Here is a 14,675-nt window from a genome sequence, read left to right as displayed (position 1 = left end):
GGGCTCCGAGCGGTGCAACGGGGCGATGGTGCAATCGTCGGTGCACTCTTCGCGTGTTCACCCCGAAACGACGCGATTGTGTCGGCGTTGATGCCTTCACCACCGGTTACGGGCGATTGAGCCCAGGCGGTCCCGGGTAGTCGGCTGAGTAGGCCGCACGGTCAAATCCATCCGTGGGAGTCGACGATGATGACCAGACTGCAAGTCGCGATCGCGGTGATCGTGGGATATTGGCTTGGCCGAACCCACCACACGAAGCCGGGCATGATGCTTGCCGCAGCGGGTGCCGGGCGCCTCGCCGGGAGCCCACAGGAGATGGTCGACCACGCTGCGAAGCTGCTGCAAGCGTCGCCCGAGTTCGCGGCCCTCGACGAATCGGTGCGCGGTCAACTTCTCGATGCGGTGAGGGTGGCGGCCGTGACCGCCGGTACCGCCCGCGCCGACGTCGACACCGACATCGACCGTCTGCTCCCGAGTGGCAGTGACGACGCCCTCCGGACCGCCGAAGACCTGGCCGAGGACACCGCGGCCCTGGTCGACGATATCCCCGCCGCGGCCCCGGTCGAAGATGTCCCCGACGACATCGACGCGGATATCGATATCGACACCGACAACGACGCACAGGCAGACGACGCTCCCACCGCGGATGACGGCAACGCCGCCGCGCCTGCGCCGTCCACCGCCGAGGTCAGAACCTGGGCCCGGGAACATGGCTTTCCCGTCTCCGACCGCGGACGACTGCGCGCCGAAGTCTGGGAGGCTTTTGCCGCGGCCCACCCCGAGCGCTGAGGGTCGACTCTCGGCGACGCTCTGGAATCTCGACTCGGTTATCAGGTTTAGGCGAGGTTTAGGCGAAACCCCCGCTGCCAGAAGGTTCCGCGCGATCGTCATTCGACATCTGGATCAGCGACTTGCCTTCGTTCACACAAACGGCGTCGCGTAGCCGTCGAATTGTGCTGCAGAGCAAGGCTGTACTGACCTCTGACGGGAATCCGTGGGCGTTGCGCAGTCTTGTGGTGGAGCCAGGCGCAGCCCCCGCCAACGATGAGAATCAGCTGGCAGGGGCGCTACACGGATCGCCTGCACGTCATGACGAGCGGCGTAGCAGTCATTTTCGTGACACAGGGTGTCGAAGTCCACGGAGTGTGACCTATGCCATTGCGTAATTTTCCGATCACCTGAATTACCGACCGGTAAGTGCGATTTCGAGACGGGGGCGGCGAAACGCTCGGGGCGAGACGCGCACACAGATGTGACATGAAACACATGGAAATGTGCGGAGATGTTCGGCGCTCGGTTGTGAGTTGTGGTTCTGAGCATGCCTGAAGGCTGATGGGGGTATGGGTGTAGGTATATCGGCCGTTGTGCCGCTGGCGAACTCGGGCGAATGTATGGGGTGCACCGTCATCGACGTGGCAGTCAAGAACCCCTGCACGTGAAGGAAAGAGTTGTCATGGCACGGATCAGCAAGAAATCGGGGGCCGATCTACTGGATGCGTTACGTGTCAGTGTCATTGGCACCGTCGTGTGCGCAGGGCTGGTCATGGGCGTGATCGTCGTGACGATGTGGAACTTCCCGGTACCGGGCGTGTAGTCGGGCGGCGACTCCAGTACTTCGCGACTACCGGCGGTCCGGGAGTGCAACGCCGGGCGGCCGTGTGGCGATATAGCTGACGGGGATTGGTTGTGCCCGTGGGTGCGGGTGGCGGTGACAGACGCGCGGCACCATGCGACGGGCGTCGTCCGGTGTGGAAGGAAATGGAATGTTCGGGACGGGTTTGGGTGCGATGGTGGGCCTGCTGGTGGTTGCGCTGCTGGTGGTCCCCGTGTCGTTCGGTGTGGCGGCGCGCGCGGACGCGAAGGCCCGCCGGCTTTCGGAGTCACCCGCGTCCGATGCGAATGAGGGGCTATCTGTCGCGGTCGCGGAAATGACCGGGCGGTGCGATCAGTGGCGTCAACTCGCGACTCAGGCGTGGCTGATCTGCGGCGGCGCCTCGCTGGTCGCGGTGGTGGTCGTGGGTGTGCTGATCTGCGTGGGGTGATGACGGCGGGCGCTGGTCCGTCTGCGGATGTGGTGTTTTGCGGGGCAAGCCGAAGCGGCCCGGTCGGAGTGGATTTCCGCTCTGACCGGGCCTCGCCGTGACGTCTATTGGGGACACCGCCTCGGACCCCTCCGCGCTGCTGCGAGGGGTGTCGGCGCACCGCACTGCGCTGTACCAATATCCTTCGGCTGGTATGGATTTGGCTGAAGAAGGGTGCGCCCGCGCCGGTGCACTGGGTGTGTACCGTCGCGAGGAAATGGTAGATCCACCGGTGGGTCGCATCGCGAAGGTGTGATCTATGCCACACGTGTATTTCCGTGTCGTGGACGTTCGTCGACTGAGGGAGGGGGAACGCCGGCCTTGCACATACAACCATTTGGTTGTATGTTTTGGGTGTGTCAGAGACAGACGAGGACCGGGCCGATGCCCTGTTTCATGCGCTTTCCGACCGGACGCGGCGCGACATCATGCGTCGCGTGCTGGCCGGGGAACATTCCGTCTCGGCACTGGCAGCGAAGTACGACATGAGTTTCGCCGCCGTCCAGAAACACGTCGCCGTCCTCCACAAGGCCGGCCTGCTCGTCAAGCGACGCAGCGGCCGTGAACAACTCGCCACGGGCGACGTGGAAGCAGTGCGAGCGGTGTCGTCCATGCTCGCCGAGTTGGAGCAGGTCTGGCGTGGACGCATCTCTCGTATCGACGAACTGATCGCAACGGAACCGCTACGGAAGGAATGAACGATGCCTGTCACGAACGTCAGCCAAGACACCGATGCATTGACTCTGACCATCACTGCCGAGTTCGCCGCACCCCGGGCGCGGATCTGGCAGATCTATGCCGATCCCCGCCAGCTCGAGAAGGTGTGGGGCCCGCCGACGTACCCGGCGACCGTCGTCGACCACGAGTTCGCCGCGGGCGGTCGCGTCACTTACTTCATGACCGGCCCCGAAGGCGAGAAGTATGCGGGCTACTGGAACATCATCTCCGTCGACGAGCCGACCGGGTTCACCTTCACCGACGGATTCGCCGATGCGGACTTCACTCCGATCGAATCGATGCCGGTGTCCACCAACGAGTTCTCCTTCGCGGAGAAGGACGGCAGTACCGTCGCCACCTACGTCAGCACCTACGCGACAGCCGAAGGTCTCCAGAAGGTGCTCGACATGGGCGTGGTCGAGGGTTCCTCGCAGGCGATCGGCCAGATCGACGACCTTATCAAGGGCTGAGTCTGCGGGTTGACCGAACTGCCGATCTCGCCGCCTCGCCGTCCATGTGCGAGGCGGCGAGCGGGCGGGGACGCACATCTCCGGACGGTGCCGGCTCCAATCCACAGCGCGAAGCGGTCACCCAGTGATGAGATCGACATGGGACAGCACCGACAGGAGGGCGTCCGATGGCCGAGATCCGTGTCAGCGCGAGCGAGGTGCGTCTCGCTCTGTCCAGGTTCGAGAGGTTCGCCGGACTGCACGGGAACGTCGCGGTGCCCATGCCGCTGATTCGGGGCGCCGAGGTGATCGCCGACCCGTTCGCGAACATCCGGGGTGTGCGGGCACCGGGTCTGGGAATTCCGCGGCGTCTGTGCATCGGGACCTGGCGGGGCAGGGGAGTGCGCTCCTTCGTCGCAGCGCGGGCGGGTGTCCCGGCGATCCGCGTGCGCACGCTCGGCCGGGGTGCGGGAGCGGAGTTCGACGAACTGATTGTGACCGTGTCCGATCCCGGTCACGTCGTGGCGCAGATCCGTGACGTGCTCGATCCCGGGCGAGTGCGAGCAGTCGAACGCGAGGTGAGGTTCCGGTCCGGCGACGGCACCCTACTGGCCGGCACCGCGACGGTTCCGGCGGGTGCCGAGGGTGGTCCGGCGGCGGTGATCCTCACCGGGTCCGGCCGGCTCGACCGCGACGGCGACCACGCGAAGCTCCCGATCGGCGTGAGCCGTGCCCTCGCGGACGCGTTGGCCCGGGCCGGTGTCGCGTCGCTGCGATACGACAAGCGCGGAGTCGCACGCTCGGGCGGCGATTACCTGTCGACGGGTCTGTCGGACAACATCGCCGACGCCGCTGCCGCCGTCGACTGGTTGCGCACGACAGGAGGATTCGGACGAAGTTCGATCGCGGTCATCGGGCACAGCGAGGGTGCCTGCCTGGCAGTGGCGCTGGGAGCGGATCGCGGGGTCGACCCGGCGGCAGTGGTGCTCCTCGCGTGTCCGGCGGTGACGGGGCGGCAGGTTCTGCAATGGCAGTCCGGCGAGGCCGTCGACGGTCTGCCCTCTGCGGTACGGGTAGTCCTGCGGGCGCTGCGAATCGACGTGAAGGAAAGGCAGCGCGTCGCGCTCGAGAAGCTGTCCCGGACCACCACTGATGCAGCGCGGATGGGTGGTCGCCGGGTGAATGCGCGCTGGTTCCGGGAGTTCCTCGACTTCGACCCGAAACCGCTGTTGCGGGAGAACCTCGCGCCGGTCCTCGTGATCACCGGGGCAAAGGATGTCCAGGTGGATCCGGAGGATCTCGCGGTGATTGCGGAACTGGTGCCCGGCGGGGCCGACACCGTCCAGGTTCCGGACCTGACGCACCTGATCCGACGTGATGCGGATCCGCCGTCGTTGCGCGCCTATCGCCGACTCGTGCGCGACGCCGTGGATCCGGAGGTGCTGTCGCTGGTGGCCGACTGGACGGCCGGCCACCTGCGCCGTGTCTGACACAGCGGACAGGGGTCCGCCGCGTCTTATCGGGCCGACATGTTGTCGATGATTTGTGCGACGTGCTGAGCGCTCATCGGGCTCGCGTCGAGCGTGTCCGCGCCGGGACTCAGTCCCGCGATCATGATTGCCATGGTCCGGCGCCACCCGGTGTCGGTGACGCCGCGGGTTGTCGCGACGACGCCGCGCACGGACCAGAAGATGAGGTCCAGGTCGGCGTCGGTGGCATCCTCGCGGATGCGGCCGTGCTGCTTGGCTCGCGCCAGGAGTTCGAACAGGATCCGTCGGTACTCGTCCCTGAGGATCCTGGTCTCATCGTCGTTCCACATGCGAGACAAACATCCTCGGTTGGACGCCAGGATGGCACCCGTGCCGTACAGAACTTGCTCGAGCCCTTCGCCGTTCGGCGCGGACAGGGCTTCGTTGGCCACGGCCAGGAAGTCGTCGAATACCTGTCGAACGAGCTCACTGACCAACGCATCCTTGGTGGGGAACCGGCGGTAGAGCGTGCCGATCCCGACGCCCGCGACCCGGGCGATCTCGTCGACCCCCACATCCAGGCCACGCTCGCTGAACACGGTCGCTGCCGCGTCGAGCAGTCGCTGCCGGTTCTCCGCGGCGTCGCGGCGCAGCGCTTTTTCGTTTCCCTGCACCTTCACGTCGGACTTCATTCGGGTTCGTCTCCCACCAGAGTGCCTCCCGCGACCATGGCGAGTTCCGGGTGCCGCAGTGCGGTCGACTCTTCGAGACGCGTGATGTCGCCCCGTTTCATCGCCGGGATGAACATCGCCGCAACTGCGCCGAGGCCCACTGCTGTGCCGAGCACGACGAATCCATGGGTGTAACCGGATTCCGGCGGAACGCCCTCGGCGGACGCGCCGGCCGTGACGATGCTGGCCATGAGTGCAGCGCCCAGTGACCCGCCGATCGTGCGGATGTTCGCGTTCATACCGCTGGCGACACCGGTCTGTTCGGACGGCACCGCCGCGACCACGACGTTCGACATCGCCGAGAAGGCAAGTCCGAAACCGATTCCGATCAATGACGTGGCGAGGTAGATCTCGGTCTCGGTCTGATGTGCAAACGCCACCACGAAGTAGCCGATCGCACTCACGACAGACCCCGCGATCAGTAGGCATTTCGAACCCAGGCGAGCCGCCAGGCGGCCGGAGGCGAGTCCGAGTAGGAACATTCCCACGCTCAGGGGCAGCAGCATCAGACCCGACTCGGTGACCGAAGCGCCGAAGCCGTATCCGGCGGCCGTGGGCGTCTGCAGAAACTGTGGTAGGAAGCCGAATGCGGCGTACATGCCGACGCCCATCAGTAGAGCCAACAGGTTGGCCGCCCAGACGCTGCGGACCCGCATCATCTGCATGTCGATCAGCGGGTTGGAAGACCGTGCCTCGGCGGCAACCCACGTCACGACGATGACCGCGGCCGCCACCAGAAGGCCGACGACGATCGGAGAGCCCCAACCCCACGCGGGTGCCTGACTCACACCGAGCAGGAGCGTGACCAGCCACCCGGAGAGCAGTAGTGCGGTGAGCCAGTTGATCTTTCCCGCGGTGCGGACCGGAGACTCGGGGATCAGCATCTGCGCGGCCGCCCCCGCGAGGACGACCATGATCAGCGGAATCCAGAACAGCCAGTGGTAACTCAGCACGGTCACGATGGGGCCGGCGAGAACGATGCCGAGACCTGCGCCGACAGCGGTGAGTGCGGCGATGACACCGACTGCGCCCGCCACCTTCTCCTCGGGGAACTCGTCACGGATGATGCCGAACGCCAGGGGCAGCACTCCGCCGCCGATGCCCTGGATCGCCCGGGCCGCGATCATCACCGGCAGAGATGTGGCGAGTGCGGCGAGGAGAGACCCCACCGCCAGTGCAGCGAGCGCAAGGACGAAGACACGCTTCTTGCCGTGCATGTCGCCGAGGCGTCCCATGACCGGGGTGAAGATCGACGCCGACAACAGGTAAGCAGTCAATACCCACGTGACGTCGGCCTGGGTTGTGCCCAGTGCGGACTCGAGAGTGGGCAGCACCGGCATCAACAGCGACTGCAGAAGAGCGAAGGCGCCGACACCGATGGTGAGAACGGTAAATGTCAATTGATAGTGCGTCCGCGGCGAAGCGGTTTTCATGAATACTCCCAACGAAGCGGAGCGTTCACTCCGCATATTGGGGAATCTATCATTCGACGCGGTGCGGGTGCGTGATCCCGGTCAGTTCGGGCCTTTGCGTCCGACGAGGTGGAAGATCCGGCTGAGTTGGCGGTAGGGGTCTCGTCGGCCGGCTTCGAGTTCAATGGCGGCGGCCGCGGCGAACTGCCGGGAATCGCTAGGGTCCAGCCGGGCACCGCTGAGATCGAGCCGGTGCACGAACAGCCAAGAACCCGTTTTGGCGTCGATTATGAGGAGGTGACGGTAGCCGTTTGTGGAGATCGCCTACGACATGATGACTACCGGGTGGCCTCGGTCCGAGCCGGTACCGGTGATCGACCCAGGTGCTCATCCTGCGTGCGGATCGGAGCCCGGAGTGCCACGATAAGACATGGCCCTTCACATTCTGCTCGTCAAGGCCGCCTCTACCGTGGTAACCGGCGCCGTCGGTGTCGCCGCCTACAACGCGGCCCGCAAGGTCGTCGCGAAGGCGCCGCTGCACGAGGCGGCGGTCACCGCGACCGCGTGGGGACTGCGCGGTGCCCGTAAGGCGGAGGAGGGCGCCGAGTCGGCACGGCTGAAGGTCTCCGACGTGGTCGCCGAGGCCAGAGGCCGGATCGGTGAAGAGGTGCCGCCACCGCCGGATCCTGAAATCGGTCACGGCCACAATCACTGACATGTCCGCCGACCCGGTCGCTTCGGATACACCGACGGGTCTCGCCGTCATCTCGGATGCGGCGGGACGGATGCGTGTGCACCTGCCCTGGCTCCGGGCGAGCGCCGGGCGAGCGGTAGCGATCGAGGACGCCGTCGCCAAGATCTCTGGTGTGCGGGCGGTACATGCGTACCCGCGGACCGGGTGCGTGGTGGTCTGGTACTCGCCCAGGCGGCTCGACCGCGACGAACTGCTGGATACGATCGCCGCCGGCGAGCAGACCCCCTGGTCGCTGGTCCCGGACCGGTCGCCGCGCTCGGCCGAGGTCGGCAACGCCGACATCGTGCGGATGGCGATCGGCGGCGCCGCCCTGATCCTGCTCGGGATCCGCCGGTACGGTCTGCGCCGGGCACCGCTGCTCGGCCCGTCCAGTCGCCTGTTCGCCACCGGCGCCACCATCTTCACCGGCTACCCCTTCCTCGAGGGGGCGCTGCGCACCCTGGCCGGAAACCGGTCGGCGGGCACCGACGCCCTCGTCTCCGCCGCCACCATCGCCAGCCTGGTACTCCGCGAGAACGTGGTTGCCTTGACCGTGCTCTGGTTGCTCAACATCGGCGAGTACCTCCAAGAACTCACGCTGCGCCGTACCCGGCGCGCCATCTCCGACCTCCTCAAAGGAACTCAGGACACGGCCTGGATCCGGCTGGCCGATGCCAGCGAGATCTCGGTGGACATCGACTCCCTGCAGGTCGGCGACGAGATCGTGGTCCACGACCACATCGCGATCCCGGTCGATGGGGTGGTGGTCGACGGGGACGCAATCGTGGACCAGTCCGCGATCACCGGCGAAACACTGCCCATCGCCACCTCCGTCGACCACCTCGTGCACGCCGGCTCGGTGGTGCTGCGCGGACGCCTGGTCGTCCGGGCCACCGCGGTGGGCAACGAAACTACCATCGGCCGGATCATCTCCCAGGTCGAGCAGGCCCAGGACCACCGCGCCCCGATCCAGACCGTCGGGGAGAACTTCTCCCGGCGGTTCGTGCCGGCGTCGTTCGGGCTGTCCGCACTCACCCTCGTCCTCACCCGTGACGTGCGCCGCGCCATGACCATGCTGCTGATCGCCTGCCCATGCGCGGTTGGATTGTCGACGCCCACCGCGATCAGCGCCGCCATCGGAAACGGTGCCCGCCGCGGCATCCTGATCAAGGGCGGGTCCCACCTCGAACAGGCCGGGCGGGTCGATGCGATGGTGTTCGACAAGACCGGCACCCTCACGATTGGCCGGCCGATCGTCACCAACGTGGTGGCGTTCGAGCCGGAGTGGACTCCGGAGCGGGTCCTTGCCTACGCGGCGAGCTCGGAGATCCACTCCAGGCACCCGCTCGCCGAGGCGGTTATCCGGTCCACCGAGGAACGGCACATCCTGATCCCACCGCACGAGCAGTGCGAGGTCCTCGTCGGGCTCGGCATGCGGACCTGGGCGGACGGGCGGACACTGCTGCTGGGCAGCGAATCGCTGCTGCGGGAGGAGAACGTCCAAGTGTCGGCCGAGGCGGCCGAGTGGGTGCGCAGCCTGCAGCAGCTCGCCGAGACACCGCTGCTGCTGGCTGTCGACAACATCCTGGTCGGGTTGATCAGCCTGCGCGACGAGGTGCGACCCGAATCCCTCGATGTTCTGTCGCGGCTGCGGGCCGACGGCATCCGGCGAATCGTGATGCTCACCGGCGATCACCCCATGACCGCCGCGACGGTGGCCGCAGAGCTGGGGATCGACGAGTGGCGGGCCGAGGTGATGCCGGACGACAAACTTCTGGTGGTTCGCACGCTGCAGGCAGAGGGACACATCGTTGCGATGGTCGGGGACGGCACGAATGATGCCCCTGCGCTCGCTGCCGCCGATATCGGCATCGCGATGGGATTGGCCGGCACCGACGTCGCCGTCGAGACCGCGGACGTCGCCCTCGCGAGTGATGATCTGCGTCGGTTGCTCGATGTGCGTGATCTCGGGGCACACGCGGTCGCGCTGATTCAGCAGAATTACGCCATGGCGATCGCGGTGAATGCGATCGGGCTCCTCGTCGGAGCCGGCGGGGTCCTGTCCCCGGTCCTCGCGGCGATCCTGCACAACGCCTCGTCCGTCGCCGTGGTCGCGAACAGCTCCCGCCTGATCACCTATCAGGTGCAACAGCCGATGCCGTCTCGGCGCCGCGCCGGCCCCGCATCCAACTGATGCCGGTGAGCGGCAGTATTGCTCACCGGCAACGGTCAGTGCGCTCCCGCCATGTCGACGACCTGGTCGGCGACGGCGTGCACCACCGCCGCGTCGTGGCTGATCATCAACAGCGAAACATTCCGTGCGCGAGTGAGTTCGGACAGGATGTCGAGGACTCGACGCTGCGATACGGTGTCGAGTCCCGTGGTCACCTCGTCGCACATCAGGACCGACGGCGCCACCGCCAGTGCCCGCGCGATCGCTGCGCGCTGCGCCTCGCCGCCGGAGAGGGCATACGGGCGCTGACGTGCGATCCGCTTGTCCAGCCCTACCTGATCGAGCGCCGTCCCCGCCGCCGCCGTTGCCTCGGCGTGGGTGGCGCCGCGCAACTGTAGTGGTCCGCGCACGATCTGCTCCCACACACTTCGGTACGGGTCGAAAGCAGCCTTGGCGTCCTGAAACACGTAGGCGATCGCCGCGACCTGCTGCCGCGTCCGCCTCCGGGTGGCTCCCGCCAGAGCGCAACCGTCTAGTACCACCCGCCCGGCCGCCGGCTGGTGCAGTCCTGCGATGACCCGGGCCGCGGTGGTTTTCCCGCAACCGGATGGGCCCACCAGTGCCACGCACTCACCTGGGTCGAGCGACAGCGAAAAATCATGCAATATACTGCTTTTGCGGAAATCGGCCGTCACCGCGTCCACAGTCAAGCGGGTACCTCGCCGGCCGGAAGGATGACGGCTCGGTCTGTGCCGCCTCAGCCGGGACTGCGCATCGACCAACGCTCTCGTCTGCTCGTGCACCGAGCCGTCGAGGACTCCGGCATCGCCTGCCTCGACAATGTGACCGTGCGCCATGACGATCACCTTCTGAGCCACGGCGCGGACGGCATCGAGGTCGTGAGTGAGGAGTACGACCGTCAGGCCCTGCCGTGACAGCCGGGTGATCTCGTCGAGGACGGCCGCCCGGTTCGCCGGGTCTTGACCGGTGGTCGGCTCGTCCATGATCAGGCAGGTCGGGTTCGTCAGCAGGGCGTGGGCGATGACCAGTCGTTGCTGTTGACCACCGGACAGTTGGTGCGGGTAGCGGCGCAGCATGACCGGATCGCTCGGGAAACCCGCTCGCTGCAGTGCATCGGGCACCGAGACCTTGTGTCCCGCCCGGCGCGCGGCGCGTTCGATGTCGCGCAGGACCGCGCCGATCCGCAGGAACGGACTCAGTACCGAGGACGGTTGTTGCGGAACGTACCCGAACCGTGCCCCCGCGGTGTCGCGGCAGTCCATCGACAGGGTTACCCCGGGCCGGTGCTCACCCATCAGTGCCAGTGCGGTGGTTGTCTTTCCGCTGCCGGAGCTGCCGATGATCGCGGTGACCAGGCCGCCAGGGATATCGAGGTCGATGCCCGCGATCAGGGTCCGGTCCCGGGTTGTCGCGGTGAGCCCGCGCACCCGGATGACGCTGGGCCGCGTGTGGAGTTCCTGCACTGTGTCGGTCATTCCGGATCCTTCGGGGACGAGTGGTCGGTTGCGGCGCGGGCGCCCGCGTCGAACAGCAGATTCACGCCCATGGCCAGCGCGATGATCATCACCGCGGGGACGACGACACCCCAGGGCACGAGGGCGATGCCGCTGCGGTTGCGGTCGATCATCACGGCCCAGTCGGTGCCGGTGGAATCGGCGGTCAACCCGAGAAAGCTCGCGGAGGCCACCAGGTAGATCGCCCCGACGAACCGCAGCCCGGCGTCGGCCGCGAGCACGGGGAGCAGCGAACGCCCCAGGTAGCCGATGTTGCGGCGCCACCACGTTTCGCGTTGCAGCCCCAGTGCCTCCATCGCCGGGGTGTGTGCGGCGTGTAGCGCCGAGGCTCGCACCATCCGGGCCGCGTCCGGGAACAGCAGAACAGCCACCGTCACCGCCAACACGAGCGTGTCGGCGCCGGTGAGGGCGACCACCAGGAGTAGCAGCAGCATCGAGGGCAGCGACAGCAGCAGATCCAGTGGGCGCATCAGCGCTTCGTCGACAATCCGGCGCCGCGTGGTGGCGGCCGCCACCCCCCAGGGCACCGCGAGTAGGTAGGTGACCAGGACCGCCGCGGTGGCCACCGACACCAGTGACCGGCCGCCGAGCAGAAGTTGGTTGAGGACGTCCCGGCCCTCGGAGTCGGTGCCGAGGAGCCAGTTTTCGCCGAGGGTGAATGCCGGGCCGCGGCCGGCCGGCTCGGCGATCAGCGGTCCCAGGACCGCGATCAGCAACGGGATGGCAGTGAGCAGCAAACCGACGAGGTAGCGCTGTCTCGGAAGTCGGCTCAACACCCGTCCGGGGGCGGTCATGATGTGCCGCCTGCGGTGGGGGTGAGCCGGAAGGCCACGATGTCCGCGATCGTGTTCACCGCGACGGTGATGACAGCGAACAGAGCGGCCAGGCCCATCAGTAGCGGGATGTCGCGGCTGCTGACCGCGCTGACCAACACCTGTCCGAGGCCGCCGAGCGCGAAGACCGCTTCGACGACGACGACCCCGCCGAGCAGCCAGTCCGCCACCCGCGCGAGGTGCGCGGCGGCGGGGGTGAGCGAGCCGGGTAGGGCGTGCCGCCACACCACCCGGCGGCCCGGCACCCCCAACCGCAGGGTGTGCCGGATGTAGTCGGATTCGAGGGTGGTGATCATCGATGCGCGCACCAGTCGCGACAGCGAGCAGACCGGACGGATCACCAGCACCGCTACCGGCAGTACCCACAGCTCCGGCTGCCACAGCAGGGGCCCGCCGGCACCGACCGCGGTGGGGGCGAAGAGCCCCAACCCGACCGCGAACACGGCGACCAGCACGATCGCCAGAGCAAACTCGGGCACCGCATACAGCGCCACCACTACCCCGGAGATCGTCCGGTCGACCCGCCGGCCGCGTCCGACCGCGGCGGCCACCCCCAATCCCACCGCCAGCGGAATCAGCACCGCCAGGGCGAGAGCGGCGAGGGTGAGCGTCGGTACCAGTGCCGCGGACAGTATCTCGGCGACCGGGCGACCGGAGACCGCGGAGGTACCCAGATCGGCCCGGGGCAGCCCGGCCAGCCAGTCGCCGAGTTGTACGAGCAGCGGCCGGTCCAGCCCCAGGGTTTCCCGCAGCTGCGCAATCCGCGCGGGGTCGGCGTCGTCTGCGGCGATCACCACCGCGGCGTCCCCGGGCAGCACCGACGCCACCAGGAACACGACGACGAGGACACCGAGCACCTGAGCCAGCCCGAGCGCCACCCGCATCCCGGCGTACCGGGTGAGGATCACGACAGCCAGGCCTTGTCGAAGCGGGCGTACCCGAGGGTGTTGCTGGGGGCGCTGCGGGCCATCCCGGCCAGGTTCGGGGCCAGTCCGTGCAGGCCGTCGGAGAACCCCCACACCAGCAGTCCGCCCTCGGTGTACAGCTGGGACTGCATGTCCCGGTAAGCGCGGGCCCGCACCGCCTCGTCAGTGGTCTCACTCGCGGTCGCGAACAGTGCATCGAAGTCGGGGCGGCGCCACTGGGTGTAGTTCTTCGACGAGGTGGACAGCATCCGCTGCGCCAGGTGCGTCTCGATGGGCATGGCACCCGAGCGGAAGCTCGACAGCACCCCCTCGTCGAGGGTCCGGGTCCAATAGGTGGAACCCTCACCGACTTTCACGTCGATCGTCAGTCCCGCTCGTGCGGCCTGTTCGGCGAGGATGTTGGCGGCCTCGACGAATCCGTTGGTGGCCCCGGTGGTCTGCAGCTCGATGGTCGTGTTCTGGGCGCCGGCCTTGCGGATCAGTGTCTTGGCGTCATCGAGGTCCAGGCTGCGCTGGGGCAGGTCGGTGGCGTAGTACTTCGTGTCCTTGCCGAACAGGTCGTTGCCGACCACCCCGGTGCTGCCGAGCACGGTGGAGACCAGTTCGTCCCGGTCGGTGAGGGCGAACATCGCCCGTCGCAGGTCCAGGTTGTCGAACGGGGGCCGGTCCACCTTCATCGCGAACCCCGACATCGCGCTGCGCGGGGACCGTAGGATCTGCACCCGGGCATCGGTTTCGTAGGTGCGGGCCGAGGTGACACCGAGGTCGTCGGCGTACTCCACCTGCCCGCCGAGCAGGGCGTTGATGCGGGCCGTTTCGTCCGGGGCGGTGAGGATTTCGAGCTGCTCGACATGCGGGGGGCCGTCCCAGTAGTCGCCGAATCGGGCGGCGACGAACGAGCGGCCCGGCGCGAACGAGACGAAGGTGAACGGCCCGGAACCGATCGGTGCGGTGAAGTCGGTGGTGCCCTCCGGGATGATGTAGGCACCGAACGCGGCCAGCACATTGGCCAGGTCCCCGCAGGGCCGGGTGCACACGAATTCGATGCTGCGATCGTCGACCTGCCGGGATCGGGCGATGTCGATCACCTCGAGCGAGGCGCGCGGGCGCAGCGCGTTCTTCGGGTCGAGGATGCGCTGGTAGGAGTACAGGACGTCCGCCGCCCGCACCGGCCGGCCGTCGTGGAACACCGCGGGGCGCAGCTGCACCGTCCACGTGGTGGCGTCGGCATTCGGTCGCCAGGCGGTGGCGAGTCGGGGTACCGGGCCGAGGTCGTCGCCGTACTCGACGAGCTTGTCGTAGAGCGCATTCGACCGCGCGACGTCGGCGTAGAGGTTGGTCTTGTGCGGGTCGAGGACCTCCTGTGCACCGCCGCCGGCGAACACCGCCCGCAACCGGCCGCCGTCGCGGGGGGTCGAGGTGACCTGGGTGCCGGTGTCGCCCGTGCTGCAGGCGCCGATCAGCACCGCCCCGGTGGCGGCGGCGCCGAGTCCGAGGAAGGATCGCCGGCTCAGATACGGCAGCGGGGACAGGGGTGATCGGGGGACCGGATTCATCGGGTTCTTCTCCTGGAATGAGTGGATCAAAGGTGTTGCGCAGGTTGCGGGTAAGCAGGT

General features: G+C 67.5%; 14 protein-coding genes. 8 read left to right on the top strand and 6 right to left on the bottom strand.

Annotated elements, in window-relative coordinates:
- Positions 1-189 precede the first annotated feature (189 nt).
- From ROP_RS40330 to ROP_RS02080, 6 genes are all read left to right on the top strand, one after another.
- Positions 190-789, top strand: a complete 600-nt coding sequence (locus ROP_RS40330; protein ID WP_148222431.1) for an Lsr2 family DNA-binding protein — start codon at positions 190-192, stop codon at positions 787-789.
- 664 nt (positions 790-1,453) lie between these two features.
- Positions 1,454-1,594, top strand: coding sequence for a hypothetical protein (locus ROP_RS43460; RefSeq protein WP_043824072.1), 141 nt, complete (start codon positions 1,454-1,456; stop codon positions 1,592-1,594).
- A gap of 169 nt (positions 1,595-1,763) precedes the next feature.
- The gene (locus ROP_RS02095) at positions 1,764-2,042 is read left to right on the top strand and encodes a hypothetical protein (RefSeq protein ID WP_043824070.1); all 279 of its coding nucleotides are present in this window, start codon (positions 1,764-1,766) and stop codon (positions 2,040-2,042) included.
- 395 nt (positions 2,043-2,437) lie between these two features.
- A complete protein-coding gene (locus tag ROP_RS02090; protein ID WP_012687698.1) occupies positions 2,438-2,779 on the top strand; it encodes an ArsR/SmtB family transcription factor in 342 nt (113 codons plus the stop codon).
- A gap of 3 nt (positions 2,780-2,782) precedes the next feature.
- On the top strand, positions 2,783-3,268 hold the full coding sequence (locus ROP_RS02085; protein ID WP_012687697.1) for an SRPBCC family protein: 486 nt from the start codon (positions 2,783-2,785) through the stop codon (positions 3,266-3,268).
- Positions 3,269-3,435: 167 nt separating this feature from the next.
- Complete coding sequence (locus ROP_RS02080; RefSeq protein WP_012687696.1) at positions 3,436-4,737, top strand: alpha/beta hydrolase family protein; 1,302 nt, start codon at positions 3,436-3,438, stop codon at positions 4,735-4,737.
- 26 nt (positions 4,738-4,763) lie between these two features.
- On the opposite strand, the gene ROP_RS02075 is transcribed toward ROP_RS02080, so the two are convergent.
- Both ROP_RS02075 and ROP_RS02070 read right to left on the bottom strand, forming a co-directional pair.
- Positions 4,764-5,408 carry a TetR/AcrR family transcriptional regulator gene (locus tag ROP_RS02075; protein WP_012687695.1) on the bottom strand — a complete coding sequence of 215 codons (645 nt, stop codon included), beginning with the start codon at positions 5,406-5,408 and terminating at the stop codon, positions 4,764-4,766.
- The gene (locus ROP_RS02070) at positions 5,405-6,880 is read right to left on the bottom strand and encodes an MFS transporter (protein ID WP_043824068.1); all 1,476 of its coding nucleotides are present in this window, start codon (positions 6,878-6,880) and stop codon (positions 5,405-5,407) included. The genes ROP_RS02075 and ROP_RS02070 overlap by 4 nt, the downstream gene beginning before the upstream one ends.
- A gap of 409 nt (positions 6,881-7,289) precedes the next feature.
- On the opposite strand from ROP_RS02070, the gene ROP_RS02065 reads away from it, so the two are divergent.
- Together ROP_RS02065 and ROP_RS02060 are read left to right on the top strand one after the other, a co-directional pair.
- Complete coding sequence (locus ROP_RS02065; RefSeq protein ID WP_012687692.1) at positions 7,290-7,574, top strand: DUF1490 family protein; 285 nt, start codon at positions 7,290-7,292, stop codon at positions 7,572-7,574.
- 1 nt (position 7,575) lies between these two features.
- Entirely contained in the window at positions 7,576-9,786 is a 2,211-nt protein-coding gene (locus ROP_RS02060) for a heavy metal translocating P-type ATPase (RefSeq protein WP_012687691.1), read from the top strand.
- Between the two features lie 35 nt (positions 9,787-9,821).
- On the opposite strand, the gene ROP_RS02055 is transcribed toward ROP_RS02060, so the two are convergent.
- The 4 genes from ROP_RS02055 to ROP_RS02040 are packed head-to-tail and all read right to left on the bottom strand — an operon-like array spanning position 9,822 to position 14,615.
- Positions 9,822-11,261: an ABC transporter ATP-binding protein gene (locus tag ROP_RS02055; protein ID WP_012687690.1), complete on the bottom strand. Its 1,440-nt coding sequence runs from the start codon at positions 11,259-11,261 to the stop codon at positions 9,822-9,824.
- Entirely contained in the window at positions 11,258-12,094 is an 837-nt protein-coding gene (locus tag ROP_RS02050) for an ABC transporter permease (RefSeq protein ID WP_012687689.1), read from the bottom strand. Before ROP_RS02050 ends, ROP_RS02055 begins: the two co-directional genes overlap by 4 nt.
- On the bottom strand, positions 12,091-13,041 hold the full coding sequence (locus ROP_RS02045) for an ABC transporter permease (RefSeq protein ID WP_012687688.1): 951 nt from the start codon (positions 13,039-13,041) through the stop codon (positions 12,091-12,093). Before ROP_RS02045 ends, ROP_RS02050 begins: the two co-directional genes overlap by 4 nt.
- On the bottom strand, positions 13,038-14,615 hold the full coding sequence (locus ROP_RS02040) for an ABC transporter substrate-binding protein (RefSeq protein WP_012687687.1): 1,578 nt from the start codon (positions 14,613-14,615) through the stop codon (positions 13,038-13,040). Before ROP_RS02040 ends, ROP_RS02045 begins: the two co-directional genes overlap by 4 nt.
- Between the last annotated feature and the right edge of the window lie 60 nt (positions 14,616-14,675).

This window comes from Rhodococcus opacus B4 (genome assembly GCF_000010805.1).
Lineage (GTDB): Bacteria > Actinomycetota > Actinomycetes > Mycobacteriales > Mycobacteriaceae > Rhodococcus_F > Rhodococcus_F opacus_C.
This window is presented reverse-complemented; position numbering and strand designations above follow the sequence as displayed.

What these genes read in the sequence shown, in the direction of transcription:
- ROP_RS02080 (WP_012687696.1), top strand. Translation starts at nt 3,436, where the DNA reads ATGGCCGAGATCCGTGTCAGCGCGAGCGAGGTGCGTCTCGCTCTGTCC.
- ROP_RS40330 (WP_148222431.1), top strand. Translation starts at nt 190, where the DNA reads ATGACCAGACTGCAAGTCGCGATCGCGGTGATCGTGGGATATTGGCTT.
- ROP_RS02085 (WP_012687697.1), top strand. Translation starts at nt 2,783, where the DNA reads ATGCCTGTCACGAACGTCAGCCAAGACACCGATGCATTGACTCTGACC.
- ROP_RS02075 (WP_012687695.1), bottom strand. Translation starts at nt 5,408, where the DNA reads ATGAAGTCCGACGTGAAGGTGCAGGGAAACGAAAAAGCGCTGCGCCGC.
- ROP_RS02060 (WP_012687691.1), top strand. Translation starts at nt 7,576, where the DNA reads ATGTCCGCCGACCCGGTCGCTTCGGATACACCGACGGGTCTCGCCGTC.
- ROP_RS02055 (WP_012687690.1), bottom strand. Translation starts at nt 11,261, where the DNA reads ATGACCGACACAGTGCAGGAACTCCACACGCGGCCCAGCGTCATCCGG.
- ROP_RS02050 (WP_012687689.1), bottom strand. Translation starts at nt 12,094, where the DNA reads ATGACCGCCCCCGGACGGGTGTTGAGCCGACTTCCGAGACAGCGCTAC.
- ROP_RS02095 (WP_043824070.1), top strand. Translation starts at nt 1,764, where the DNA reads ATGTTCGGGACGGGTTTGGGTGCGATGGTGGGCCTGCTGGTGGTTGCG.
- ROP_RS43460 (WP_043824072.1), top strand. Translation starts at nt 1,454, where the DNA reads ATGGCACGGATCAGCAAGAAATCGGGGGCCGATCTACTGGATGCGTTA.
- ROP_RS02070 (WP_043824068.1), bottom strand. Translation starts at nt 6,880, where the DNA reads ATGAAAACCGCTTCGCCGCGGACGCACTATCAATTGACATTTACCGTT.
- ROP_RS02065 (WP_012687692.1), top strand. Translation starts at nt 7,290, where the DNA reads ATGGCCCTTCACATTCTGCTCGTCAAGGCCGCCTCTACCGTGGTAACC.
- ROP_RS02040 (WP_012687687.1), bottom strand. Translation starts at nt 14,615, where the DNA reads ATGAATCCGGTCCCCCGATCACCCCTGTCCCCGCTGCCGTATCTGAGC.